Genomic DNA, 24944 nt, shown 5'->3' on the forward strand with positions numbered 1-24944 from the left:
GCGGCTCTCAAATTTAACCGAGTATCATCCGTCGCATGACGGCAGTGATCGACCGCCCGCGCCCGGCCCCACGCCCCCGCGTCCCGGCCGCGATCACCCGTCTCGCCCGCCAGGCCGCCGACCACGCCCTGGCGACTGCGCAGCGCCTGTCCGGGAGCCTGCTCACCGCCGTCGGCCTCGGCTGCATCGACGTGGGCGCTTTCGAGGCGCACCTGATCGCCGGATGGATCACGACCGGTGTGACGGTGCTGCTCCTCGACTGGAAGCTCGAATGAGTTCCCTCATCGGCAAGGTCCTCGCCAAGGCCAACAGCGCCCCGCCCGTCCCGTTCGCCGGCCGCGGCTTCCTCCGCCAGTCGATGATGGACGGCGGCGCCGACCCCACCAGCTACATGCGCGCCTACGGGGCATCCGGCACCGTCTTCAGCATCGTGTCGATGCTGGCCCGGCAGACCGCGAAGAAGCAGTGGCACCTGTTCCGGCAGCAGCCCCAGGACGGGCGCCGCCGGTACACCACGGGCGACAAGGGCTCCGACGAACGCGTAGAGGTCGTCAAGCACCTCGCCATCGACGTGTGGAAGCGCCCGAACCCGTTCATGTCAGGGTTCCAGCTCCGCGAGATCGCCCAGACCTACCTCGACCTCACCGGCGAGTCCTACCTCGTCGTCCAGCGGGACTCCCGGGCGACGTTCCCGACCGGGCTGTGGCCGGTCCGCCCGGACCGTATCGACCCGATCCCGTCCCGCGACGACTACCTCGCCGGGTACGTGTACCGGGGCCCGTCGGGTGAGGCGGTGCCGCTGCAGCCGAACGAGGTCATCCAGATCAAGTACCCGAACCCGTTCGACCCGTACCACGGGTTGGGCCCGATCCAGGCGATCCTCGTCGACATCGACGCGGCCCGGTACTCGGCGCAGTGGAACCGGAACTTCTTCTTGAACTCGGCCACTCCGGGCGGCGTGATCCAGGTCGACAAACGCCTCTCGGACGACGAGTGGAACGAGTTCACCACCCGCTGGCGCGAGACCCACCGCGGGCTCGGCGCCGCCCACCGCGTGGCTGTGCTGGAACAGGGCGCGCAGTGGGTGCCCAACGCGATGACGATCCGCGACATGGACTTCGGGAACCTCCGCGAGGTCTCCCGGGACGTCATCCGCGAGGCGTTCGCCATGCACAAAGCGATCCTCGGTACCTCGGACGATGTCAACCGCGCCAACTCCGTGACCGCGCAGGAGCACTTCGAGAGCTTCCTCCTCACCGACCGCCTCGACCGCTGGCGCGACACCCTCAACTGCAACTTCCTCCCCCTCTTCGGATCGACTGGCGAAGGCGTCGAACTCGACTACGAGGACCCCGTCACCTCCAACCGCGAAGCCGACGCGCTGGAACTCCAGTCCAAGGCCGCCGCCGCGAAAACCCTCGTGGACGCCGGATACGAACCCCACGCCGTCCTGGAGACAGTCGGCCTGCCCGACATGGACGTCGTGGAGAAGGCGACGCAGACGCCGGCACTGCCGCCCGGCTGGGTGACGGCGCCCGCGCCCGGCGAGGAAGAGACCGCGCCGGCCGCGCCCGGGAGCGCCGCGGCGGCCCTGCTGCGCGAGGGCATCGACAACGCGCAGCGGTGGGTCGCGGTCGCGCACCTCGACGACAACACCTGCCAGCCGTGCCGCGACAACGACGGCAAGACGTACAAGAACCGCGAGCAGGCCTACCGGGACTACCCGAACGGCCAGGGCTTCAAGGACTGCATCGGCGCCGAGTACGGCAAAGCCTGCCGCTGCAAGGTCGTCAAGCGACGCAAGGACAACGACGAGACGAACGACGCTCTGGAGGCGCTGATGGCGCGCCAGCTCGCCTGGAACCGGGCAGGTGCCTGATGGATCTTGAAGCTATGCGCCGCCGAGCCCGGCGCCTCACCAACCTCGCACAGCAGCCCCAGGCCAGCTGGTACCGGGTGCTCCGCAACGACGCCGGAGGCCCCACCCGCGTCGACATCTACGACGAGATCGGCGGCTCGTGGCTGTTCGGCGGCGTGTCGGCGGTGGACTTCGTCAACGAACTCGCGCAGATCAACGGCGACATCGAGGTCCACATCAACTCGCCGGGCGGCGACGTCTTCGACGGCCTGGCCATCTACAACAGCCTGGCGCAACGCCCCGGAAACGTCACCACCGTCATCGACGGGCTCGCCGCGTCGGCGGCGTCGTTCATCGCGCAGGCCGGGAAGGTCCGGACGATCGCCCCGGGCGCGATGATGATGATCCATGACGCGTCCGGCATGTGCATGGGCAACGCCGCGGACATGCGTGAGCTCGCCGAGCTGCTGGACAAGGTGTCGGACAACCTCGCCGGGATCTACGCCGACCAGGCCGGTGGCGACGCTGAGGAATGGCGCGCCGCGATGCAGAGGGAGACTTGGTACACCGCGGACGAGGCCGTCGCGGCCGGGCTGGCGCATCGGGTGGCGGAGCGCCCGCAGGAGGATGCGCTGGCGGCGGTGGCCCGCTTCGACCTGTCGGTGTACGCGCATGTTCCGGACGGGCTGCGGAACAGCGGCCGGGCCCCGGCGGCGGAGCCCGCGTCGGCCGGGTTGACGGAGGACATCCGGTCGCTGATCGGGGATGAGGTCGCTGCGCAGCTTCGTGCGGCGGTGGCCCCCAAGGTCACCGCGAAGGCGCTCCCGGTCCACCACACCGCGACTGTCGACGAGCCGTGGGACGGCCCGGCCGCGGTCGCCGCGATGCCGAACGACGACGAGGTCCTCCGCTACTGCTTCGCGTGGGAATCCGACGAGGCCGCGCGCACGCCTCATGAGGAGGGCGACGACGACGCGGACGACAAGAAGGCCAACTTCCGCTTCCCGCACCACAAGACCAAGGGCGGCCCCGCCAACTTGGCCGCCTGCCGTAACGGGCTGGCACGGCTGGAGGGATCGAAGATCCCCGAGTCCGACAAGGCCGGCGTCCGCGCGCACCTTCAGGCCCACCTCGACGACGCCGGCCACGGCGACGCAGACGAGGCCGGCACCAGTAACCACGCCGAGGACCTCCCCGGCTGGCTCACCACTGACTCCGCGCCGCTCCCGGCGTGGCTCACCAACGCCGAGGAGGCGATGAAGTGACGATCACCATTCCGGACTCCCCGGCGGGACTGGCTGAGGCGCTCAGCGACGCGGACAAGATGAAGGAGCTGTGGGCTTCCAAGGAGAGCCTGCAGCAGTTCATCGAGGGCTACGCGAACGCCGTCGACAAGTCCAACCGGGGCGAGATCAACGCGCAGGCCCGCGAGCAGATGCAGCTCGTCCTCGCCGAGTACCTGAAGAACAACGGCTCCGACGCCAAGCCGCCGGTGGACTTCGCCGGCGAGCGCGCGCACGCCCTGGCCCCGGAGATCAAGGGCCTGTCGGCGGGCGCCCGCAAGAGCCTCTACAACCGGCGGGCGCCCGGCGCCAAGGCCGACGGCATCTTCGCCGACGCCTCCGAGTTCTTCCGCTCGACCTGGTACCGGGCCGACCGGCTGAAGGACTTCGGTGAGCTCCGGCCGAAGCTGGACAAGCTCATCGAGATCCAGAACTCCTACGGCAGCGAGGTCCCGGCCGACGGCGGGTTCCTGATCCCGGAGGAGCTCCGCTCGGAGATCCTCCAGGTCGCGCTGGAGACCGCCGTGGTCCGGCCGCGGGCCACGGTGATCCCCATGTCGTCGCTGCGGGTCCCGATCCCGATGATCGACGACACCTCCCACACGTCCTCGATCCTCGGCGGCGTCGTCGGCTACTGGACCGAGGAAGCCGCAGGCCTCACCGAGTCGCAGGCCTCGTTCGGCCGGGTCGTCCTGGACGCGAAGAAGTTGACCGCGTACGCCGAGGTCCCCAACGAGCTCCTCATGGACGCCCCCGCGTTCGAGGGCTTCTTCTCCGGCACCTTCCCGAAGGCCATCTCCTGGTTCGAGGACGTCGCGTTCCTCACCGGCACCGGCGTCGGCGAGCCCATGGGGTTCATCAACTCCCCGGTGTCCGTGCAGGTCGCCGCCGAGGCCGGCCAGCCCTCCGGCACGATCGTCTGGGAGAACCTGGTCAAGATGTACGCCCAGATGCTCCCCACGAGCCTGGGCCGCGCGGTGTGGATCGCGTCCATCGACACCTTCCCGCAGCTCGCCACCATGGCCCTGTCCGTGGGCACCGGCGGCGGCCCCGTCTGGATCGGCAACATGGCCGGCGGCCAGGGCGGCATGGACGCCCCGCCCGCCACGATCCTCGGCCGACCCGTGTACTTCACCGAGAAGACCGGCCCGCTCGGCACGACCGGCGACATCTCCTTCGTCGACCTGTCGTACTACCTCATCGGTGACCGCATGGAGATGCAGTCGTCGAGCTCCGAGCACTACAAGTTCGCCAACGACAAGACCGCCTACCGCGTGATCGAGCGCGTCGACGGCCGCCCGTGGCTCCAGTCCGCGATCACCCCGAAGAACGGCAGCAGCAACAAGCTGTCGCCGGTCGTCCAGCTCGCTTCCCGCTGAACTTGCGGCAGTGACGCCCCGCTAACCACCCCAGTCACAAAAGGAAGGCACAGCAATGGCAGGCATGCACGGACTCGGGCGCGTGTACAACGTGATCCCGATCGCCGCAGGCAACGCATTCAAGCTCCGCGGCGCGTCCGCGTGCAGCTTCGTCTGCACCGGCAACGACACCTTCACCCTCACCGTGGCGTCCAGCTTCGGCGGCTCCTACGCCAGCCCCGGCAACATCATCACCAAGAAGTGGACGAACACCTCCACCAACGGCACCGCCGCCTGGGTGGAGGCCACACAGTCCGCGTCCAACGCGGTCACCATCTCCTCCGGGACCGTGGTGTTCACGGTGCTGACGTCGCAGATCGCCGACCCGAGCGCCTACCTCAAGGTGTCCGTCGGTGCGTCCGGTCTGGTGACGGCGATCCTCCACGACCTGACCGTGGCCCGGAAGCCCGCCAACCTCGAAATCCTGGGGGCCTAGTCCGATGACGACGCTCATCAAGAACCAGGACGTGCGCACCATCTCGGGCGGGATCCTGGTCAGCCGTACAACGAACACGCTGCCCGCGTCCGCGACCGGGAACATTTTCGTGGTCTCTGGCGGCCGCATCCTGGTGCGTGGCCTGGTCGGCGAGGTGACCACGGCCGTGCAGAACCAGGCGTGCACGCTCGCGCTCGGCACCGCGCCGACCGTCGGCACCGGGTCGACGACCGCGCTCGGTACCGCGACGAGCATCATCGCCGCGCCGATCGGCACGCACATGGCGGCCAACCCGGGCGGCGCGACCGTCGTGGACCTGTCCACTCAGGCGGGCGTCCTGATCAGCACGGCCGCCCTGTTCGTGGTGAACGCCGGGAACATCACGATCACCACCTCGGCGACGAACACCGGCTCCGTCAAGTGGGACCTCATCTATGTCCCGCTGGACAACGGCGCCCAGGTCGTGGCGGCCTGACGTGCTGGAGACATGCCCGGCCTGTACGTGCCGGTTCGCGGTGGGCCTGCTGCGGTGCCCGCACTGCCAGGCCCCCGCGCCCCGGTTCGCCGACCGCATGAAGGAGGAGGACACCATGCCCCGCATCACCGTGGCGGGCGGCCCGTCCAACCCGGACGCACTGCCCGGCGAGACCGGCTACATCGCACCCGAAGGCGGTGAGGACGTATCAGCTGGAACCAGCTCCTCGACATCCGACGCCAAGCACGAGCCGAGTTCGAACGAGACCCCAACGTCGTCGGACCACCCAGCGCCTGCCCCCGAGACGGAGAACCCCTCCAGCCCGGACCACCCAGCGAACCCGGCACCTTCTTCTGCCAATTCGACGGATGGTCCTACCCGCGGGACTGGGTCCGCCCGACCCCGCCGGCAGGGCTCTTCGACGGGGTCGCAGAAGGGCCGGGGTCGTACGGCGGACTCCCGTAACTCCGACGAGTCCTGAACGCGTCCGTACGCCAACAGGGAGGAGGTGACCATGGGCAGCACACAGGACGGCATCGCCTACGCCACCCGCGAGGAGATCAAGGCCGAGCTCGACGTCAAGGAGACGGCGCGCTCAAACGCGCGGATCGACCGCGCGATTGAGGACGCGTCGCGGCGGGTGGACGGGCTGATGAACCGCACGTTCGCCCCGGTCACCGCCACCCGCTATTTCGACTGGCCGAACTTCCAGTACGCCTACCCGTGGCGGCTGTGGCTGGACCAGTGGGAGCTGGCGGCGATCCCGACGCTGGTCACCTCCGGCGGCGTCACCATCCCGCTGAACGCCTGCAACTTCGAGCCGGTCAACTCCGGGCCGCCCTACCAGTCGCTGGAGCTGCGCCGCGACCTGCCCTACAGCTTCGGCGTCAGCTCCACACCGCAGCGCGACGTGGCCATCACCGGCCTGTGGGGCTACCGCAACACGGAAGCCGCCGCCGGCGCACTCGTCGAAGCCCTCGACACCACGGAGACCGGCATCGACGTGAACGGGGCCACCGCGGCCGCCGTCGGCGTCGGCAGCATCCTGCGGGTCGACTCCGAACGGTTCATCGTCACCGACCGGCAGCAACTCGACACCGGGCAGACCCTTGCGGCCGGCCTGACGAACCAGAACAACGCCGTCACCGTCACCGTCCCCAGCGGGGCCGCGTTCGCGGCCGGGGAGACCATCCTCATCGACAGCGAGCGGATCCTCATCGAGGACATCGCCGGGAACCAGCTGACCGTCCGCCGCGCCTGGGACGGGTCCACGATCGCCGCCCACACCCTCGGTGCCACCATCTACGCCCCCCGCACCCTTGTCGTCACCCGCGGCGCGCTCGGTACGACCGCGGCCACGCACACCAACGGCACCAGCATCAGCGTGTGGCAGCCGCCGGGCCCGATCCGGCAGCTGTGCGTCGCCGAGACCGTCACGGACCTGCTGCAGGGCCGCTCCGGGTACGCGCGGACTGCGGGCTCCGGGGAGAACGAGCGGGAGACGTCCGGCCGGGGCCTCGCGGACCTGCGGGACAGCGCGTATCAGGCTTACGGCCGCAAGGCCCGCCAGAGGGCGGTGTAGCGATGCTCCTCGACGTCTCTACACACCGCTCCGGCCCCATCTTCGACGGGCGCGCGCAGGCCCTCGCCAACCAGTACGTCGATCGGCTCGAACGCCAGCTCGCCGAGGAAGGCCTGAACATCCTCAAGGCCGAAATGCGGGCCGTGTTCAAGCACCCCACCGGCTACTACGAGTCCCGGTGCGTCGTCGTCGACGGCCGCAAGATCTGGGACTCCCGGGTCGTCTACGGGCCATGGCTCGCCGGGGTCGGCTCCCGCAACTTTCCCGTCACCCGGTTCAAGGGCTACGACCACTGGATCAAGACCCGGCACCAGCTGAATGAGCGCAAGCAGGGCATCGGCGAACGCCTGCTGCGCCGCTACACGGGACGGATGTGATCGCCCGTGTCCCTTGACCTCCTCACCTACCGGGCCGCGCACATGTCGCAGGCCCAAGCCCTCGGCCTGTTCGGGCAAGTCGTCGGCCACGAGCCTGTCTCGGCGCCCGGCAGCGGCCTCACCTACGCCGTGTGGGTCGCCCGCGTCGGCACCGTCCCCGCCGGCTCCGGGCTCGCCGCGGGCACCGGCCGCCTTGAGCTGACCGGCCGGGTGTTCATGCCTGCCGACAGCGAGCCGCAGGACGACGTCGATGTCCAGGTGACGAGCGCGGTGGACCAGCTGCTGGCCGCGCTGTTCGGTGACTTCACGCTCGGCGGGGCGGTGCGGAACGTCGATGTGTTCGGTGCGCACGGGGCGCCGCTCGGGGCGGCGTTCGGGTTCACGCGGTTCGACTCGACGACGTACCGGGTGGCGACGCTGACCATTCCTTTGATCGTGAACGACGTGTGGACGGAGGTGGCCTGACGTGGCGAAATCCTCGGGCCTCGGGGACAACCTGTACATCGCCGGGTTCGATGCCTCCGGCGATATTCAGCAGCTTCAGCAGATCGGCGGCGGTCCGGCCCTGCTGGACGTGACGGGCATCAACAAGAGCGCCTATGAGCGGATCGGTGGTCTGCGGACCGGGGCGTTCGAGATGACGACGTACTTCAACCACGTCGCGGTCACCGGCGGCACGCACGAGAAGCTCGCCGCGCTGCCCCGCACCGATGTGATCATGACGTACTGCCGGGGCACCACCCTCGGCAACCCGGCGGCATCGCTGGTGGGCAAGCAGGTCAACTACGACCCCACCCGCGGCGCGGACGGCATGCTCACGTTCGCCGTGAGCGCGCAGTCCAACGGCTACGGCATCGAGTGGGGCAAGCAGCTGACGGCCGGCGTGCGCACGGACACCGCGGCCACGAACGGCGCGAGCATCGACACCACCGCCTCAGCGTCGTTCGGTGGGCAGGCCTACTTGCAGGTGTTCTCGTTCACCGGCACCGATGCGACGGTGAAGATCCAGGACAGCGCCGACAACAGCACGTTCGCTGACGTTGCGAGCTTCGCGTTCACGCAGGTCACGGCCGCTCCGTTCTCGCAGCGGGTCGCGCTCACGAACACGGCGACCATCCGCCGGTACGTGCGGGCGGTGACGGTGACGACGGGCGGTTTCACGTCGATGGCGTTCGCCGTCAACATGATCAAGAACGAGGTTGCGGGAGTGGTGTTCTGATGCCCTTCGAACTGTCCCGGCCGCAGCCGCTCATGGGCGCCGCCGCGTACAAGACGTACGAGATGCAGGCGCCGCTGTCGACGCACTTCCGCCCAGCGACGTGCGCGGAGGTCAAGTGCCCGCACTACCTGAACGGCTGGCGCGTGCACGTCGAGGCCCTCACCGACGACCTGGTGAAGGCCGCCCGCCAGTCCGGGCGCCGCTACCGCGAGGAGCACGTCGCCGAGGGCCAGACCTACCTCGTGTTCGAGGCCGGGCAGTCGTGCTTCCGCGTATCGCAGCACCGGGCCCGGATCGACCGGCCGCCGCTGTACATCGTCCGCGACGGGGACTTCCGGGGGAACCCGCGCGGCACCCGGGCGCGCCTGCACCAGCGCGCGCAGGACTGGGTTGAGGACTTCGCCACGCATCAGCAGGCGATTGCAGACCAGATCGAGAAGGGGTGATCACCCATGGCGAAGGCTTCAGGTCTCGGCCAGAGCGTCCTGTCGGTCGACGATGCGTCGGGCACCGTCAAGGACATCAAGAACGACATCACCAACTGGCAGCTGTCCACCCCGCGCGGGGTGCAGGAAATCACCGGCGTGGACAAGTCGGCGATCGAGCGGCTGCTGCTGCTGGCCGACGTCAGCGTCACCTACAACGGCGTCTTCAACGCGGCGACCGGCCTGTCCCACGACGTGTTCAAGACCGTTCCCAGCACCTCGGTGAACCGGACGTGCACCAACACGGTGAACGGCGTCACCCTCGCGTTCGAGTGCCTGTTCTCCGACTACCAGCTGACCCGCGCCAACAGCGGCGAGCTGACCTGGTCCGCGCCCGGCTCGCTCGCCGATGGCACCGTGCCGACCTGGGCCTGAGGAGCAACGCATGGGCTACAAGACAAAGGTCAAGACCTTCACCATCCGCTTCGCCGAAGGCCACGAATTCCACGGCGCCGAAGCCCGCGTGAGGAGCATGACTCTCGGCGAGTACATGGAAGCCCTCGGCTTCGACGGCGGCGAAGGCGACCAGGCCCCCGGCTCGACCCTCCACCGCTTCTTCGACCACCTCGTGTCCTGGAACGTCGAAGACGAGGACGGGCAGCCGGTCCCGGCGACCAAGGAGGGCGCGCTCCTCATCGACCACGACCTGGTCCTCGCCTTCAACAACGCCTGGGTGCAGCAGCTCCTGGGGGTCCACGACGCCGACCCTTTGCCGCAGAGCTCGCCCTCTGGCGAGCCGTCCCTGGTGGAGTCCGTCCCGATGGAAGCACTGTCGGAGAGCCTCGCGAGCTGAAACGCGCCCGCTACCTCCTCGGCCTGCTGGAGAGGTTCCCGGGCTACACCCTGTCCTCCCTGTTGGAGGAGGACACCGAACTGATGCGCCTCGTGGCGATCGAGGAACTCGGCGGCGGCCGCGACAGAGGGGAGGAGGTGGGCGATGTCTGACGACGTGACGATCACAGTGCGGGTCAACAACCAGACGGCCGCGGGCTTCCGCGACATTGACGGCCGGCTGCGCACGATGGACGGCCGGTTCGCCGGCACGGCCCGCCAGGCCGACATCTTCTCCAAGTCCATGGTCGGCATGAAGGCGACCTTGCTGTCGCTGGCGCCGGCCGCCGTTCCGGTCGCGGCGTCGCTGGCTCCGATCGCGGTGAAGGCGGGCGCGGCCGGGGTGGCGGTGGCCGCGTTCGGGGCCGCCGTCGTCCCGCAGATCGCGAACCTGAAGAACGCGGCGGACGCCCAGGACAAGTACACGGCTGCGGTCACCAAGTACGGGGCCGGGTCGAAGCAGGCTGTGCAGGCGCAGCAATTCGTCGCGGACACCTTGAAGAGCATGCCGGCGGCGACGCAGCGGGCGGCGGCCGCGTACTCGAATCTGCGGGATTCGTTTCACTCGTTCTCGGACTCCACGGCGAAGTTCACGATGGCCCCGGTCGAGCACTCCTTCGCGGTGCTCGGCGCGATCATCCCGAAGCTGACACCGATGGTCGCGGCCACGTCGACGCAGTTGGACCGGCTCGTGAAGGTCGCAGGCGGAGCGGTCAACACAGCCGGGTTCGATGCGCTGTCGAAGAAGGTCTCCGACTTCGCCAACAGCAGCCTCAAGAACGCGACGGACAGCGCGATCCACTTCATCCGGGTCATGTCCGAGGGCAACGCCAAGGGCCCCATCAGCGAGTTCATGGCGTACGCCAAAGCCGAGGGCCCGGCGGTCAAGGAGCTGCTGTCGAACCTGGTGCAGGCCCTCGGCAACATCGCGAAGGGCGCCTCGGAGGCCGGGCCAGGCATGCTCAGCCTGGTCAACGCGTTCGCGAAGCTAGTAGCCGTAGTGCCGCCGCAGCTCATCGGGAACCTGATGCAGGTGTACGCCGCCGTCAAGCTGATCAAACTGGCGGGTGCGGGCGTCGGCGTGGTTGCGGGCGGGTTCGCGACGCTGGCGGGGAAGGTCGCGGCGCTGCAGGCCGCGTCGGTGGCGGCCGGCGGCGGTCTGGCGGGACTTAAGGCGGCGTTCCTGTCGCTGGGGACGACCGCCAGGGCGTCGGTGGTGGTGGCGGGTATTGCGGCGCTGGCGCTGGTGCTGACGAAGCTGGCGTCGATCGGGAAGAGCGCGCCGCCCGATGTGGACCGGATGACGACGGCCATCACGAATCTGGGCCGGAGCGGGAAGGTGTCGGGGGAGGCGCTGCGCGTCTACGGGGCGAATCTGGGGGGCCTAGCCGACTCTCTGCGGACGCTGTCGCGGCCGTCGAACTTGGACAAGGTGCAGCAGTTCCTCGTGAGCCTGGTCGGCATGGACTCCACGCCGGTCGCCAAGGCGAAGGACGACCTGGACGGCGTCGACAAGGCGCTGGCGAACATGGTGAAGGGCGGTCACGCCGATCTCGCGAAGGTCGCGTTCAACGACCTCGCGAAGGCGATGGAGAAGCAGGGCCTGACCGGCAAGGAGCTGAAGGGGAAGCTGGACGACTACAAGTCGGCGTTGGCGGATCAGGCGCTGGAGCAGAAGCTCGCCGCCCAGTCCATGGGTCTGTTCGGGGATGCAGCGCAGAAGACGTCGGCGAAGCTCGACGCACAGAAGGCGTCGGCGGACGGCCTGCGGCAGTCCATTCAGGCCCTGAACGACGTGAACCGGCAGGGCCTGGGCGGGATGATCGCGTTCAACCAGGCGATCTCTGACGCAGCGGACGCGGCGAAGAAGAACGCCGGCGCGCTGTCGATGAACCACGGTGTCCTCGACCTGAGCTCGCAGAAGGCCCGGGACGCGGCGTCCGCCCTGCAAGACCTCGCGGACAAGACCGACTCGGCTGCGGCGAGCGCGCGGGAGTCGGGGTCCAACTGGGAGACGGTCAACGGGATCTACAGCAAGGGCCGCTCGGCGCTGATCAAGAACGCTGAGGCGATGGGCCTGTCCGCGTCCCAGGCGAAGCAGCTCGCCAGCCAGATCCTGAAGATCCCGGACAAGACCGCCAAGGTCAAGATGAATACCGAGGACGCGATCGCGGGCGTCAACGCGTTCAACTCAGCCCTGAAGCGCACGCCAGGAGCCAAGAGCGTCACCCTGAAGACCCTGTCGTCGTCGGCCGAGCAGGCACTACAGGCGTTCGGCTACAAGGTCCAGCACCTCAAAGACGGCCGCGTCAGGGTGAGCGCGGCCACCGGCAGCGCCCTCAGCCAGATCCTGAACGTCTCCCGCGCGATCTCCAGCCTCAACGGCAAGACCGCCACCACCTATGTGATCACGAAGACGTCCACTACCGGCGGCTCCGTCTACCACGAGGGCGGCAAGTACGCGCGCGGCGGCCGGATCCGCGGGTACGCGGCCGGCGGCGGCGTGCAGGCGTTCCCAGACGGTGGCTATGTGCAGGGGCCTGGCTCGGGCACGTCGGACAGCATCCTCGGCTTCATGGGGTCGGGTGCGGTGGCGGCGGTGTCGAACACCGAGTACGTGGTGAAGGCCGCCGCCGTCCGGAAGTACGGCGTGAAGATGATGGACGCCATCAACGAGGGCCGTCTGCCAGTGGCGCATCTGGCGAAGGGCGGCATGTCGCAGGCGATGAAGGACGCCCGCGGCCAGCTCGGCGGCAGCTTCGGGATCTCCTCGTTCGGCCGGATGGCCGGGTATCAGCGGACGCCGTTCGAGAGGTCGCTGGGCGCGCCGTCGAACATGTCGTCGCTGGTGTCGGCACTCAACAGCGTGGCCGGACAGATCCGGGCCGCGTTCAACGGGCACACGGAGTCGTCGCTGCTGCACCGGCTGTCCAGCGTCGGCAAGAGCCTGATCGGCTACGAGAAGCAGCTCAACTCGGTGACGAGGTCGCTGGCGTCGGCGAAGGACAAGCTCAACAGCCTGAAGGACGCCAGCAGCCAGCTCGCCTCGTCGGTGAAGTCCGGGATCCTGTCGTCGGCGAACATCACCTCCGGCACATCCGGGACCACCCCCACGGTCGCATCGATCATGGGCGGCCTCACCGACAACCGGGACAAGGCCGTCGCGTTCGCCGACGCACTGAAGCAGCTGAAGGCGAAGGGCCTGTCGGCCAGCCTGATCCAGCAGATCGGCGAGGCCGGTATCAGCGGCGGCGGCCTAGAGACCGCGGGCGCCCTGCTCGGCGCATCGCCGTCGGAGATCTCCTCCCTGAACAGCCTGCAAGGGCAGATCAACTCGGCGGCCGGGTCCGCAGGGAAGACGACCGCCGACAGCGTGTACGCGAAGGCCATCAAGGACCAGACGGCCACGGTCAACAAGCTCACCCACCAGCAGGAGCGGCTCGAAAAGGCCATGGCCTCGCTGGCGAAGACCATGGAGAAGCTGATCTCGAAGGCGCTGAAGGGGAAAGCCTCGGGCGGGATCGTCGGCGCGGCCGCGTCGGGCGGTCTGCGGTCGGATCTGACGTGGGTGGGCGAGCACGGCCCGGAGCTGCTGGATCTGCCGGCGGGGTCGCGGGTGTGGTCGAACCCGGACTCGCGGCGGAAGTTGGCGGAGGCCCAGGCGCCGTGGGCGTCGATGCTCAACAGCTCCCGTCGCGCGGCCGCGCCGGCCGGGGGTTTCCAGGGGCCTGCGGGCCGGGAGCCGATCGTGCTGGAGATCCGGGCTGGCGACGGGGGCCGGTATTCGGAGTTCCTCGCGCGGGAGTTGCGCCAGTTCGTCCGGGTGCGCGGCGGCAACGTTCAGGTGGCCATCATGGGCCGCTCGTCATGAAGGAGTGATCAAGATCCATCGCTACAAGGTGTACAACGGGCCCGCTCCGACCGCGGCGGCCCAGCAGAAGGTGACCACGGGCACCGCGATCAAGACGATGCTTCAGATCGCCACGCCATCGACGCGGGAGATCCAGCTCATCAGCTGGGGCTTCACCCTCGACGCGGTGCCCGCGTCGGCCGGGCAGGTGGAACTCATCCAGACCGATGTCGCCGCGACTGTCACGGCGCACGTCGCGAGCGGCGTGCAGCCCCTCGACCCGAACGCTCCGGCCTCACTGATGACGCTGGGCACCTCAGCTACCGGATACACCGCGAGCGCGGAAGGCACCGTGACGGCGACGCGCACGTTCGACGCGCAGCTGATCCCGCCGACCGCGGGCGCTCTGGATCTGAACTACTTCTATCAGTTCATGCCGGACGAGCGGCCGATCATCGCCATCTCGAAGTTCCTGCGGGTGCGGTGCACCTTCGGAGCAGCGGTCAACATGACTTGTTGGGTTGCTTTCGATGAGTAGATGCCATACCCACGGAAATTTCCGGTGGGCCACCCGCAAGGAGCAGGCCAACAACCGGCGCGACCGCTGGCGCGCGAAGGACGGGTGACCGATGCCCCACGGACTGGCCCCGCAGCTAATGGCCTGGCAGCGCCGCATGAACGGCCTGCCAGGTCTCGCCGGCGCGTCCGGGGACCCCTCCAACGGCCTGCCGGTACAGGTGGAGATGCTCATCAACGGCGTCTGGACCGACATCACCTCGTACGTGATGGTCCGCGACGACCAGGGCAACATCACTATCACCCACGGCATCCGCGACGAGGGCAACGCCACCGAACAGGCCACCGCCGCCCTGCCGGTGAAGAACCAGGACGGCCGGTTCACGCCCCGCAATCCGATGGGCGTCTGGTACGGGCTGATCGGCCGCAACCAGCCGATCCGCGTGTCGGTGCCCGACGGCCTCGGAGGCAAGAGCTACCGCATCTGGGGCGAGGTCCCGAAGTTCCCGCCGTCGTGGGACCCGACCGGCACCGACGTGTGGGTCGACATCACGGCGGCCGGACTCCTGCAACGCCTCGCCCAGGGCCCGGCCCCCGCCCGGTCGGTGATCTACAACGCGATCGCCAGCCCGGCCAGCTCGAACCTCGTCGCGTACTGGCCGATGGAGGACCCCACCGGCTCCACACAGCTCGCGTCCGGGATCCCGGCGGGCTCGCCCATGACGTGGACCGGGACCGCGAACCTGGCGTCGTACAGCAGTCTCGCCGCGACGGACCCGCTGCCCGACCTCACTGCCGCGACCTTGTCCGGCGGCGTGGGCGCCTACAGCGATCCGACCGCGACCCAGGTGCGTTTCCTCGCCTACATCCCGACGGCCGGGCTGGCCAACTACAAGGTTTTGTGCGCGTTCGATCAGGTCGACTACTCGGTGGGAGCGGCCCAGTTCTGGGAGCTGTACTACAGCACCACGGACGCCCCGAACAGCCTGGTGCTGCGGACTTGCGCGGACGACGGCACCAACCTGGGTGCTCTCCTGCCCCACACCCTCGACGTCCGCGGCCGCCTCCTGTACGTCTCCATCGAGTTGCAGGAGTCCGGGACGAGCATCACCCGCGCTATCCGCCTGCGTGATGTGGCGACCGGCCGGGTCTACTCGGTGTCCGACACCGAGACCCTCACCAGTCTGACGAGGGTGACGCAGGTGCAGTTCGGTCCGGCGTCTCGCAGCGTCGTCAGCCCTGGCACCGCGTTCCTGCCGGGTGTGGCGGTCGGCCACTGCACGATCGAGACAGCGATCACCGCGATCGACGCGCTCGGCGTCCGCCTCAATCCGATCGGGGAGAGCGCGGGGCGCCGCATCCAGCGACTGTGCGGTGAGCAGGGCATCCCCTTCGAGTGGGTGGGTGACCTGGACGACACCGTGGCGATGGGCGCGCAGGGCAAATCCAATCCGTTGGCGCTGATGCAGGAGTGCGTCACCGCTGATGGCGGCCTCCTGTACGAGTCACAGACGGCGCTCGGACTCGGCTACCGCACCAGGGCCTCCCTGTACAACCAGGACGTCGCACTGACCCTGAACTACACCGCGGCCAACCTCAGCGAGGTGCCCACACCGGTGGAGGACGACCGGTACCTGGCGAACAAGGTCGTGGTGTCGGTCGGCGGGGTGACGGCGACCTACGAGGACACCACCAGCGCGCTGGGGACCGCTCCGCCGCCGGCGGGGGTGGGGGTGTACGGGGCGAACGCGGATTCGCCGCTCGCTTTGAATCTGGCGTCGTCGGATACGGGCACGCTGCTGGACCAGGCGGCGTGGCGGGTGCATCTCGGCACGGTGAACGAGGCCCGCTACCCGCAGATCAGCGTTTTCTTGCAGCATCCGAGCATCACCCCGGACATGCGGCGGGCGATCCTCGCGCTGCGGATCGGCGACCGGGTGCAGGTCATCAACCCGCCGTCGTTCCTGGGCACGGACAGCATCGACCAGCTGATCCTCGGCCGGGAAGAAACAGTGAACGCGTTCCAGCACCGGATCACATTCACCTGCCAGCCCGCCTCCCCGTACTCGTACCTCGCCTACCTCGACACCAACGCCCGCATCGACACCGACGGCTCCCAGCTGCTGTCGGCGCTCGGCACCGCCGACACCAGCATCGACGTGGTCCCCACGTCGGACATCAGCATGCTGTGGACCCTCGACCCCACGGATCTGCCGTTCGACGTCCGGGCCGCCGGGGAAGTCATGCGGGTCACCGCCGTCACCCCGAAGATCGCCGACACCTTCGGCCGGACCGTCTCCAACGGCTGGGGCGCCGCGGACACCGGGCAGACGTGGTCGACTGCCGGCGGGGCGGCGGCGGACTACTCCGTGGCCGGCGGCCAGGGGCAGCATTCGCTGACGAGCATCAACGTCTCCCGGTACTGCGTGACCGCGTCCCCGTACGCGGATGTGGATGTGCGGGTGGAGGCGGCTTCGAGCGTGCTGGCCACCGGCGGCCCGCACTACGTGCACCTGGTGGCCCGCTACCTGGACACCAACAACAACCTCCTCGCCCGGCTGGCGTTCAACACCGACCAGACGCTGACGCTGACCCTGGAGAAACGAGTGGGCGGCGTGCAGACGGACTTGGCGTCGGTCACCGTGCCCGGCACCCACGCCGCGAACACCTTCTTCGGACTGCGGTTCCAGGTGCAGGGGGCGACGCTCCGGGCCCGCGCGTGGCCGCTGACCGGCGCGGAGCCCGGGGCGTGGCATGCGACGGCGGTCGACGCATCGCTGACGGACCCGGGGTCGGTGGGGGTCCGCTCGATCCTGTCGTCGCTGAACACCAACGTCCTGCCGGTGACCGTGTTCTACGACAACCTGCGGCTGGTCAACGTACAGACGTTCACGGTGACCCGCTCCATGAACGGCGTCATCAAGAGCCATGCGGCCGGTGAGGATATCCGGCTCGCCTACCCCACCTATCTGGCCCTGTAGAGGAGGCACGCGTGCCTGAGGCATACCCGACACCGGCCGCAGGGCAGCGGCTGACCGCGAGTCTGCTGCGGTCGATGCAGACGCAGACGCTCCGCAAGTCCGCGGACACCGGGCGCTCGGCGACGACCACGCCGGCCGCGGACCCTCACCTTCAGCTGGACGTGGCCGCGTCCGCGGTGTACCGGTTCCACGGCTGGCTCTCCTACGACGGGCTGGCCGCCGCGGACATCATCGTCGGGTTCAGTGTGCCGACGGGGGCGCTGGGCACGTGGGGCGGTCACGGCGGCGGTATCACGGTGACGTCGGCTACGGGCGGCGGCGGCACGCAGCAGGACGTCGTGTCGACGTGGGGCTACAACATCCGCCTGGAGACGACCGCGATCGGTGCGACGCGTACGTACGGCTGTCTGGGGGTGGGGACGCCGCTGGGGGTGTTCTTGTACGGGACGCTGCGGACGGCGGCCAGCGCGGGGACGTTTGCGCTGACGTGGGCTCAGAACGCGTCGTCGGCGACGGCGACGACGGTGTACACGGATTCGTATCTCGACGTGCTCAGGGTCGCCTGAGCAGGAAATGGAGGCTTGTCATGCCCAGTTACGTGGTGACGGGAAAGAACAGCTCGGGTGAGCCGCTGGTGTCGGTGAACATCGCCGCAGTCAACCAGGACGGCGCTGTGGTGCAGGAGTTGGACGTGGTGAATGCGGTCCGGGCGGAGCTGGCGGGAACGGCGGGGATCGCCAGCGTGGTGGCGCAGAAGTACGAGCAGGTCATCACGAACGTCTGATCAGAGGAGCGGTTCATAGCCGGGGGACTTACGCTACGAGTCGTAGCGAAACTCCGGCATCCGGCCGAGGAAGGGACCCGCGTTGAACATCACTCGCATCCCCGAAACCCATGACCGCGGCTACCGGCTCGGCCGACACGTCCGCCACGACCCCCGCAGCGCCGCCTACGCCCTGCCAGCGATGCCCAGGACCGCCATCAAGTCGGTCACCTGGGAACGGCACATCCCCATCCTCAACCAAGGCCAGGTCGGCTCCTGCGTCCCGAACACCGGCACCGAGTACCTCGCCTGCGACTCCCTCGGCTACACGGGCGCCGCCAGCACGGTGGTCCAGAAAACGGACACCCAGGGCGAGTTCAAGGCTGGCGAGTCCTGGGACCTCGACGAGGACTTCGCTCTCCAGCTCTACCGGCTCCTCACCCGCATCGACAGCTACCCCGGCCAGTGGGAGCCGGACGACACCGGCAGCGACGGTCTCACCCTCGGCAAGGGCCTCGTCATGCTCGGCGTCGCCGACAAGTACGACCACGCCTTCACCTACAAGTCCGCCGTCTCCGCCCTCCAGTCGGGCCCGGTCTGTTTCGGCACGGTCTGGTACAACTCGATGTTCGACCCGAAGCCGGACGGCGAGATCGTCGTGGACCCCAAGTCGGGTGTGGCCGGCGGACACGAGTACCTGTCGCGGCAGTTCGACGCGGACCAGGACCGGGTGTGGATCGACAACTCCTGGGACACCTCGTGGGGCCTGGACGGCCGGGCGTGGATCTCCGGCAAGGGGATGACCGCGCTGCTGAAGGCGCAGGGCGATGTCACGGTGCCGCACCTGCTCGGCGCCGCCCCGACGCCGACCCCCACTCCGCCGCCAGCCGATCCGGACATGGCGATGGCGCTCGCCGCCCGGGCATGGCTCACCGCGAAGGGACTGTGATGATCCACGGCGTGGACGTCTCCGCCTACCAGCCGGAGACCTACAGCACGAGCGGCCTGGACTTCGTCTTCGTCAAGGCGACCGAGGGCCTGTCGTACACCAACCCGCTCCTCGCTGCGCAGACCAAGCGCGGGCGCGACGCCGGGCTCGTCGTCGGCTTCTACCACTACCCGCACATGGCCAACAGCCCCGTGGCGGAAGCCGACTACTTTCTGAGCAAGGCGCCCATCCAGGCAGGCGACGTCATCGTCTTCGACTGGGAGGGCTACGACGCGGCCAACAAGGGCGTGCCCAAGGCCCGGCAGATCGCCTACCGCGACGCCTGGCTGGCCTACGTCAAGGGCAAGCTGCCCAGCCACCGGGTCGGCATGTACTGCAACACCGACTACTGGCTGAACGTCGACACGACGTCCACCTGCGGCGACTTCCTGTGGATCGCCACCGGCGGGAAGCCGGCGGGACAGCCCGGCATCAACTACGCGTGGACGTTCCACCAGTACAGCACCGCGAACGACATCGACCACGACGTCGCCGCATTCACCGACCGCGCCGCGCTCGCCGCGTGGGCGCGCGGCCTCATCGAGGAGGACCCCATGGCGGGCATGACCAAGCAGGACGTCCACGACGCGGTGTGGAAGGTCGACGACATCGCCGCCCCCACCGACGCCCCGGACATCAAGACCAACCCCACCTGGCAGCCGCAGTCCTACCTGAAGGACACCAACGCCCGCGTCCGGTCGCTGGAGACGCAGCTGGCCGCGCTCACGAAGACGAACTCGGCGCTCGTCGACACGGTAGCCAAGTTGGCGGCCGGGCTCGGCGACATCGACCCGGCGGCGATCGTCGCCGAGCTGCGGCAGGAGCTGGAGTCGATCCACGTCAGCCTCAGCGTCACCAGCACCCAGAGCTGAAGGAGCACCACACCATGAAGATCCTCGGAAGAGAACCGGCCGCCTGGCTCGCACTCGTCGCGGTCGCCGTGAAGCTGCTCGCCGCCTTCGGGGTCGGCATCACCGCCGACCAGCAGGCCGTCGTCAACGCCGTCGCCGCGGCCGCTGTCGGCCTCCTCGTCGCCGTGATGGCGCACGACGCGCTCGCCGCACCCATCTACGGCCTCGCGCAGGCCTCGCTCGCCCTGGCGGTCGGGTTCGGGCTGCACTGGTCCGCGGACCAGCAGGCGGTCGTACTGAGCCTCGTTCAGGTCGCGGTGGCGATGTTCGTACGGACGCAGGTCACGGCGAAAGTCCCGTCTTCGCAGCCCGTCTCGGCGGCGTGAGGTGGGGGCCCGGGTGGCACGCTGGTTCTCCGGCAGGCTCGGCCGCCGCGGGCCCTTCCTCGTGTTCATGGGCGCCGGCAAAGTCTGCTGGGGCGCCGGAATGATCGTCGCACCCCCGTCGGTCGCGGGCCTGGGTCTGCTGACGCACTTCGCACCACTGCACTGCTGGGCGTCCGTGTGGATCCTCGCCGGCGTGGTGACGTTCTGCTCCGCGTGGTGGCCGTTCGCCCGGGATGTGTGGGGGTTCGTCGCCGCCTCGGTGCCGCCGACGCTGTGGGCGTTCGCCTACGCGTGGGGCGGCCTGGTGGACGGCTACTCGCGCGGGCTGTGGGTGTTCGCTTGGTACATGACGTCGCACTGCGGGGTGATCTGGTGCGCCTCGCGGGTGCCGCCTGAGCCTGTCGCGGTGGTGGAAGGGAGACGCTGATGGGCGGTTGGTGGGGTCTCGCGGGTGGGGTGCTGACGCTGCTGGGTGTGGTGGTGACGGGCTGGTTCACGTACAGGGGGACGCGGGCGGCGGCGGCTGCTCAGGCGGCTCAGGCGACGGCTGCTGCGGCTCCGGCGGCGAAGGCCGAGGATTTCAAGATCTTGCAGGCGACGGTGGAACGCGTCGATGAGGAGAACGGCCAGTTGCGGGGGCGGATGTCCCGGCTGGAGGCGATTTTGCGGGCGTGTTCGTGGACGATGGACCGGTGGGCGCGGCAGATGACGCGGGCGGGGATTGAGCCGGAGCCGCCGCATCCGCTGGTGGAGGAGTACAACCGAACTGGAGTCTGACGGCTGCGGCGGGACCACGGCGGGGCGCCCCCGGGGACCACCCGGGGGCATGCTGTAGACCCACCGGGATCAGAGCCAGCACGGTCAGCCTACTGACGAATACGGCCCGGGTCGGCCGTCACGCGGCCTTTGTCATGTCGGCCTGCACCGCCGACACCCACTCATCCCGCAGCTCCCCGTACAGGGCCCGCTCCGCCTGCGTCCACCGCCGATTCCGGGCACCCCACACCAGCGAGCGGATCGCCTCATTCACGACCGCAGCAGGACGCGCCCGGCCAGCGGCCGAAGGGGTTGGGGGCATACCCCAAGTCTAGAGATCAGCAGAGCCGCACACTCATGCTGGTTCAGCCGATTTCCCGTCCACCATCGACTGCACCGCGTCGAGTGCAAGCTGCCACGGATACTCCTTCGGCTTCCCGGATCCCGGCTGGTTCGGCACGAACCCGCCCTCCCCGTACAGCACCTGCACGCCCATCTCCCGCAGGTCGGCCACGGACCGCTCGAACGCCCGATGCTGCACGTACGCGGCGTTCACGCACGGCATCGTCACCATCGGAATCCGCTTCCCGATGCCTTCGGCGACAACACCGACGACGAAGTCCCGGGTGATCCCGGCCGCCCAGGAGTTGACCGTGTTGAACGTGGCCGGCGCGAGCAGGATGACGTCCGCCTTGGGCCACACGTCGGGCTCGCCGGGCAGCTTGTACTCGGAGCGCACCGGGTGCCCGGTCAGCTCGGCGAGCGCCGGGAGTTGGTCGCCGAGCCACCGGTTCGCGGTGGGGGTGAGGCCCAGGCAGACGTCGAAGCCGCGGGCCTGCGCGTCACGGATGACGGTGGCGATGTCGAAGACCGGGGGCGCAGCGGAGCCGAACAGGTACAGAGTCGAGGTCATGACCGGCAGTGGATCACATGCAACCGCCCCCGCTCCAGGAGGAGTCGGGGGCGGACTGCCTGTCCCACGCGTCGGGCGCGAGTACCGTTCCAAGTGGGAGCAAGGAACGAGGAGACCAGTATGCCCTCACCAGACGACGACCACACCGGTACCCGCATCCGCGAGCAGCGCAGACTGGCCAGGCTCACACAACGCGAACTCGCCAACCGCATCCCCTACTCGTACAGCCTGCTCAACCAGGTCGAATGCGGCGCCCGCCCCGCCACCGCAGACTTCGTCGCCGCGGTCGCGCACGCCCTGAAGGTCGACGTCACCACCCTCACCGGACAGCCCTACGTGACCGAATTGCAGCGCGACCGGCTCGCCGAACTCGTGCGCCCGATCCGCGAAGCCCTCGACCTGTACGACCTCGGGGCGAACCCGGACCTGACCGCCCGGCCGGCGGCCCAACTCGTCGCGGCCGCCGACCGGCTGTGCGCCGAAGTCCGCGCCACCCACCTCCGCAACGCAGCCCGCGCCCTCCCCGGCACGATCGCCGAACTCACCCACACCGCCTGGGCGACTCCCTCGACGGAACTGTGGCGCGCGCTCGCCTCCACCTACCGGACCGCACACGACATCACCGTCAAGCTCGGCTACTACGACCTGTCTGCGGTCGCCCTGGACCGGATGGCGTGGGCCGCCGAACGCGCCTCCGACCCGTGCCTGGGCGCCGTCCGCCAGTACATGCGGGCGCTGGTCTACTTCCGGGAGGGCGAATACACGATCGGGCAGCGGCTCGTGGCCGCCGGCCACAACGTCGTCGCGCAGGCGGAGGAATCCCGGGAGGCGCTCGCGGTCGCCGGCCAGCTGCACCTCGGCGGGTCCGTCATCGCCGCCCGCGCGGACGACGTGGCGGCGGTGGTCGAGCACATCGGGGAGGCCCGGAAGATCGCGAAACGGATCGGGGACGCCTCCGACATCCACTGGCTCAGCTTCGGGCCGGCGAACGTGGCCATGCACCGCATGTCCGCCGCGGTGGAGATGGGCCAGTACGACAACGCGCTGAAGCAGGCCCGCCGGATCCGGCTGCCCGCCTCGGTCGCCACGTCGCGGCGCGCGCACTTCCTGATCGACCAGGCGCGCACGGAGATGGAGACCGGGCACACGGACGCCGCGCTGGAGCATCTGGTGCAGGCCCGGAAGGCGGCCCCGGAGCAGACCCGCTACCACCCGGGTGCGAGGGAGACGATCCGCGGCCTGGTGCACACCGCGCGGCGGACTCCGGACACCCTGAACTACATGGCGGCGTGGGTCGGCTTGTAGGCGCGCTCACAGCGCTCACAGATCTGTGAGCGTTCCGGGGTTGCCCAGCTTCTACGGTCACTGGTGTGAGACGGATCACCGTGACCGTGGAGGCGAGACCGATGCCGAGCGAGACCGCCAGCAGCCCAACCCTCGACGCTGCGCTCGCCCTGCTCGACTTCCCTGACGTCGACGAGCTCACCGACGCCCAGCGCCGCGGCCTGACCTGCGTCCACGACGCGTTCGGCTTCGACCCGACGACAGTCGTGCGTTTCGGTCAGCGGACCTCGGAGCGCGGCGACTGGTTCCCCAGCGCGCACCCCCGCTGCGTGGCCCACATGGCCCTCGCCTCACTGCGGAGTCATGCCGCGTGCTGCGAGCAGTGCGTGGACGACGCGAGCCAGTGTGAGACCGCGGCCGCGCTCGTCCTGCTGGTCGAGGAGTACTCGCGGTGAGCGCGGCACTGACGCCGGTACCCACTCCGGCACAGGCGGCGTTCATCGTGGTCCACGAGCACAGCGTGACGTGCCCGCGGTGCAAGCCGATATGGGAGGGCGACCGGGCGACTTTCCAGAAGTGCCCCGAGGTGGAGCGGCTGGTCCGGGTGTGGCAGGCACTGAGCAAGCAGCGGAGGCGGATATGACGAAGCATGAACGCCAGGCAGCCACGAGGGCGCGTACCGAGGCCGCGGATGGCTCCGGCTTCCGCGCAGCCGGCCTGTGCGGGGCGAAGCACCCCAGTCTCCGCGTGTTCTGCACCCGCACCGCTGGCCACGGCCCGAGCATCAAGCACGCCAACCACTACGTCGGCAAGCGGCTACCTGCGGACTTCGTCGGCGTGACGTGGTAGAGCTCCGGTCCCGGTGCAGACGGCGCGCCGGGTCCGGTCAGGTCCCCGGTGAGGTGATCCAGGACCACCGGGGCCGCGGCCGCCTCGACGCCCCGCACGGGCGGCCGGCGGGCCGCCGCCGGACACCCTGGCCCGGCGGCGGCCCACTTCAGCGGACCAGGTCCGCGAGAGGCACAGCCAGGGCATCGGCAATCAGCAGGAGCCGGTCAATGTCCGTGGGGTATGCGCCCTGCTCGATCCGGTTGATCGTCTTGCGGTCGATGCCGGTCAGCTCGCCGAGCGTCTCCTGGGAGAGCTTCACCCTCTCGCGTGCCGCGCGGATCGCATCCCCGATGGCCCGGCGGCGGGTGAGTACCCAGTCGGGCAGCGGATCGAGTGGCACGGATACACGCTGGTGGGAGCCGTGATCGATGTCTGTACCATCCCTGGTACATCGTGAGTGCGGTTTCCGGCCAGACCGCAAGACCGAAACAGAGAAAACGCACGTTCGAGTGACTAAAAGTCAAAGATCTTGATCCCGGGGCACCCGCTACGCAGGGTGGAATCACCCCCCACGGATCGGCCGGCCGCCGCTCGCCCCCCAGGCTGCGGCGGCTTGGTCGCACGCCCCCCGGCTGCCTCGCAGCCGGGGGGCTCTGACGTGTGCGCCGGTTTGCACTCACCCCTGCCACGCCTGGGCCGCCACCGCCCCGCCGTTTGGCCCGGGCCAAACCAAGGGGAATCCAGAGGTACCCAGCGGAACCCAGGAGTATCGAAACGGAACTATTTGTCCGAGTTAGAAGCATCGTCGCAGGTCACAGTATGCTCAAGAAACGGGTTCGATTCCCGTCCGCCTCCGTCCCC

Annotated in this window: 29 protein-coding genes; 27 read left to right on the forward strand and 2 right to left on the reverse strand. The window is 69.1% G+C overall.

Annotation, left to right across the window (positions count from 1 at the left end; all coding sequences use genetic code 11):
- Positions 1–35 precede the first annotated feature (35 nt).
- The 23 genes from AB0M11_RS26585 (at position 36) to AB0M11_RS26695 (ending at position 21076) form a co-directional block, all read left to right on the forward strand.
- Positions 36–275 carry a hypothetical protein gene (locus tag AB0M11_RS26585; protein ID WP_365709679.1) on the forward strand — a complete coding sequence of 80 codons (240 nt, stop codon included), beginning with the start codon at positions 36–38 and terminating at the stop codon, positions 273–275.
- Positions 272–1879, forward strand: a complete 1608-nt coding sequence (locus AB0M11_RS26590; protein WP_365709681.1) for a phage portal protein — start codon at positions 272–274, stop codon at positions 1877–1879. Before AB0M11_RS26585 ends, AB0M11_RS26590 begins: the two co-directional genes overlap by 4 nt.
- A complete protein-coding gene (locus AB0M11_RS26595) occupies positions 1879–3123 on the forward strand; it encodes a head maturation protease, ClpP-related (RefSeq protein WP_365709683.1) in 1245 nt (414 codons plus the stop codon). The genes AB0M11_RS26590 and AB0M11_RS26595 overlap by 1 nt, the downstream gene beginning before the upstream one ends.
- On the forward strand, positions 3120–4520 hold the full coding sequence (locus tag AB0M11_RS26600) for a phage major capsid protein (RefSeq protein ID WP_365709685.1): 1401 nt from the start codon (positions 3120–3122) through the stop codon (positions 4518–4520). Before AB0M11_RS26595 ends, AB0M11_RS26600 begins: the two co-directional genes overlap by 4 nt.
- 55 nt (positions 4521–4575) lie before the next feature.
- The gene (locus AB0M11_RS26605) at positions 4576–4995 is read left to right on the forward strand and encodes a hypothetical protein (protein ID WP_365709687.1); all 420 of its coding nucleotides are present in this window, start codon (positions 4576–4578) and stop codon (positions 4993–4995) included.
- A gap of 4 nt (positions 4996–4999) precedes the next feature.
- Positions 5000–5470 (forward strand): hypothetical protein, encoded by a 471-nt coding sequence (locus tag AB0M11_RS26610; protein WP_365709689.1) that lies wholly within the window; start codon positions 5000–5002, stop codon positions 5468–5470.
- 514 nt (positions 5471–5984) lie between these two features.
- A complete protein-coding gene (locus AB0M11_RS26615) occupies positions 5985–7052 on the forward strand; it encodes a hypothetical protein (RefSeq protein ID WP_365709691.1) in 1068 nt (355 codons plus the stop codon).
- A 2-nt stretch (positions 7053–7054) separates the two neighbouring features.
- Complete coding sequence (locus AB0M11_RS26620) at positions 7055–7429, forward strand: hypothetical protein (protein WP_365709694.1); 375 nt, start codon at positions 7055–7057, stop codon at positions 7427–7429.
- Positions 7430–7435: 6 nt separating this feature from the next.
- On the forward strand, positions 7436–7894 hold the full coding sequence (locus AB0M11_RS26625) for a hypothetical protein (RefSeq protein WP_365709696.1): 459 nt from the start codon (positions 7436–7438) through the stop codon (positions 7892–7894).
- A 1-nt stretch (position 7895) separates the two neighbouring features.
- Positions 7896–8648 carry a hypothetical protein gene (locus AB0M11_RS26630; RefSeq protein ID WP_365709698.1) on the forward strand — a complete coding sequence of 251 codons (753 nt, stop codon included), beginning with the start codon at positions 7896–7898 and terminating at the stop codon, positions 8646–8648.
- On the forward strand, positions 8648–9094 hold the full coding sequence (locus tag AB0M11_RS26635; protein WP_365709700.1) for a hypothetical protein: 447 nt from the start codon (positions 8648–8650) through the stop codon (positions 9092–9094). The genes AB0M11_RS26630 and AB0M11_RS26635 overlap by 1 nt, the downstream gene beginning before the upstream one ends.
- Before the next feature lie 6 nt (positions 9095–9100).
- Complete coding sequence (locus tag AB0M11_RS26640) at positions 9101–9508, forward strand: hypothetical protein (protein ID WP_365709702.1); 408 nt, start codon at positions 9101–9103, stop codon at positions 9506–9508.
- Positions 9509–9518: 10 nt separating this feature from the next.
- Positions 9519–9926: a hypothetical protein gene (locus AB0M11_RS26645; protein ID WP_365709704.1), complete on the forward strand. Its 408-nt coding sequence runs from the start codon at positions 9519–9521 to the stop codon at positions 9924–9926.
- Positions 9927–10082: 156 nt separating this feature from the next.
- On the forward strand, positions 10083–13835 hold the full coding sequence (locus AB0M11_RS26650; protein ID WP_365709706.1) for a phage tail protein: 3753 nt from the start codon (positions 10083–10085) through the stop codon (positions 13833–13835).
- Between the two features lie 4 nt (positions 13836–13839).
- Positions 13840–14352, forward strand: coding sequence for a hypothetical protein (locus AB0M11_RS26655; protein WP_365709708.1), 513 nt, complete (start codon positions 13840–13842; stop codon positions 14350–14352).
- A gap of 91 nt (positions 14353–14443) precedes the next feature.
- Positions 14444–17311, forward strand: a complete 2868-nt coding sequence (locus AB0M11_RS26660) for a hypothetical protein (RefSeq protein ID WP_365709710.1) — start codon at positions 14444–14446, stop codon at positions 17309–17311.
- Between the two features lie 11 nt (positions 17312–17322).
- Positions 17323–17877, forward strand: a complete 555-nt coding sequence (locus AB0M11_RS26665; protein WP_365709712.1) for a hypothetical protein — start codon at positions 17323–17325, stop codon at positions 17875–17877.
- 20 nt (positions 17878–17897) lie between these two features.
- Complete coding sequence (locus AB0M11_RS26670) at positions 17898–18095, forward strand: hypothetical protein (RefSeq protein ID WP_365709714.1); 198 nt, start codon at positions 17898–17900, stop codon at positions 18093–18095.
- An 82-nt stretch (positions 18096–18177) separates the two neighbouring features.
- Positions 18178–19023, forward strand: coding sequence for a hypothetical protein (locus tag AB0M11_RS26675; RefSeq protein WP_365709716.1), 846 nt, complete (start codon positions 18178–18180; stop codon positions 19021–19023).
- The gene (locus AB0M11_RS26680) at positions 19023–19934 is read left to right on the forward strand and encodes a GH25 family lysozyme (RefSeq protein WP_365709718.1); all 912 of its coding nucleotides are present in this window, start codon (positions 19023–19025) and stop codon (positions 19932–19934) included. Before AB0M11_RS26675 ends, AB0M11_RS26680 begins: the two co-directional genes overlap by 1 nt.
- 14 nt (positions 19935–19948) lie before the next feature.
- Positions 19949–20299 carry a hypothetical protein gene (locus tag AB0M11_RS26685; RefSeq protein ID WP_365709720.1) on the forward strand — a complete coding sequence of 117 codons (351 nt, stop codon included), beginning with the start codon at positions 19949–19951 and terminating at the stop codon, positions 20297–20299.
- 13 nt (positions 20300–20312) lie between these two features.
- Complete coding sequence (locus AB0M11_RS26690; RefSeq protein ID WP_365709723.1) at positions 20313–20726, forward strand: hypothetical protein; 414 nt, start codon at positions 20313–20315, stop codon at positions 20724–20726.
- 29 nt (positions 20727–20755) lie between these two features.
- A complete protein-coding gene (locus tag AB0M11_RS26695; RefSeq protein ID WP_365709725.1) occupies positions 20756–21076 on the forward strand; it encodes a hypothetical protein in 321 nt (106 codons plus the stop codon).
- A gap of 334 nt (positions 21077–21410) precedes the next feature.
- On the opposite strand, the gene AB0M11_RS26700 is transcribed toward AB0M11_RS26695, so the two are convergent.
- Complete coding sequence (locus tag AB0M11_RS26700) at positions 21411–21968, reverse strand: flavoprotein (RefSeq protein ID WP_365709727.1); 558 nt, start codon at positions 21966–21968, stop codon at positions 21411–21413.
- A 120-nt stretch (positions 21969–22088) separates the two neighbouring features.
- Between AB0M11_RS26700 and AB0M11_RS26705 the strand changes: the two genes are divergently transcribed.
- The 4 genes from AB0M11_RS26705 to AB0M11_RS26720 all read left to right on the forward strand — a co-directional run bounded on the left by AB0M11_RS26705 (position 22089) and on the right by AB0M11_RS26720 (position 24101).
- Entirely contained in the window at positions 22089–23273 is a 1185-nt protein-coding gene (locus AB0M11_RS26705) for a helix-turn-helix transcriptional regulator (RefSeq protein WP_365709729.1), read from the forward strand.
- 65 nt (positions 23274–23338) lie between these two features.
- Positions 23339–23707: a hypothetical protein gene (locus tag AB0M11_RS26710; protein ID WP_365709731.1), complete on the forward strand. Its 369-nt coding sequence runs from the start codon at positions 23339–23341 to the stop codon at positions 23705–23707.
- Positions 23704–23895 carry a hypothetical protein gene (locus AB0M11_RS26715; RefSeq protein WP_365709733.1) on the forward strand — a complete coding sequence of 64 codons (192 nt, stop codon included), beginning with the start codon at positions 23704–23706 and terminating at the stop codon, positions 23893–23895. The genes AB0M11_RS26710 and AB0M11_RS26715 overlap by 4 nt, the downstream gene beginning before the upstream one ends.
- Positions 23892–24101 carry a hypothetical protein gene (locus AB0M11_RS26720; protein WP_365709735.1) on the forward strand — a complete coding sequence of 70 codons (210 nt, stop codon included), beginning with the start codon at positions 23892–23894 and terminating at the stop codon, positions 24099–24101. Before AB0M11_RS26715 ends, AB0M11_RS26720 begins: the two co-directional genes overlap by 4 nt.
- Before the next feature lie 148 nt (positions 24102–24249).
- Here AB0M11_RS26720 and AB0M11_RS26725 read toward each other — a convergent pair whose 3' ends face one another.
- The gene (locus AB0M11_RS26725) at positions 24250–24483 is read right to left on the reverse strand and encodes a helix-turn-helix transcriptional regulator (RefSeq protein WP_365709737.1); all 234 of its coding nucleotides are present in this window, start codon (positions 24481–24483) and stop codon (positions 24250–24252) included.
- Positions 24484–24944: the final 461 nt, after the last annotated feature.

The organism is Streptomyces sp. NPDC051987, assembly GCF_040680735.1.
In the GTDB taxonomy this organism is placed as follows: Bacteria; Actinomycetota; Actinomycetes; order Streptomycetales; family Streptomycetaceae; genus Streptomyces.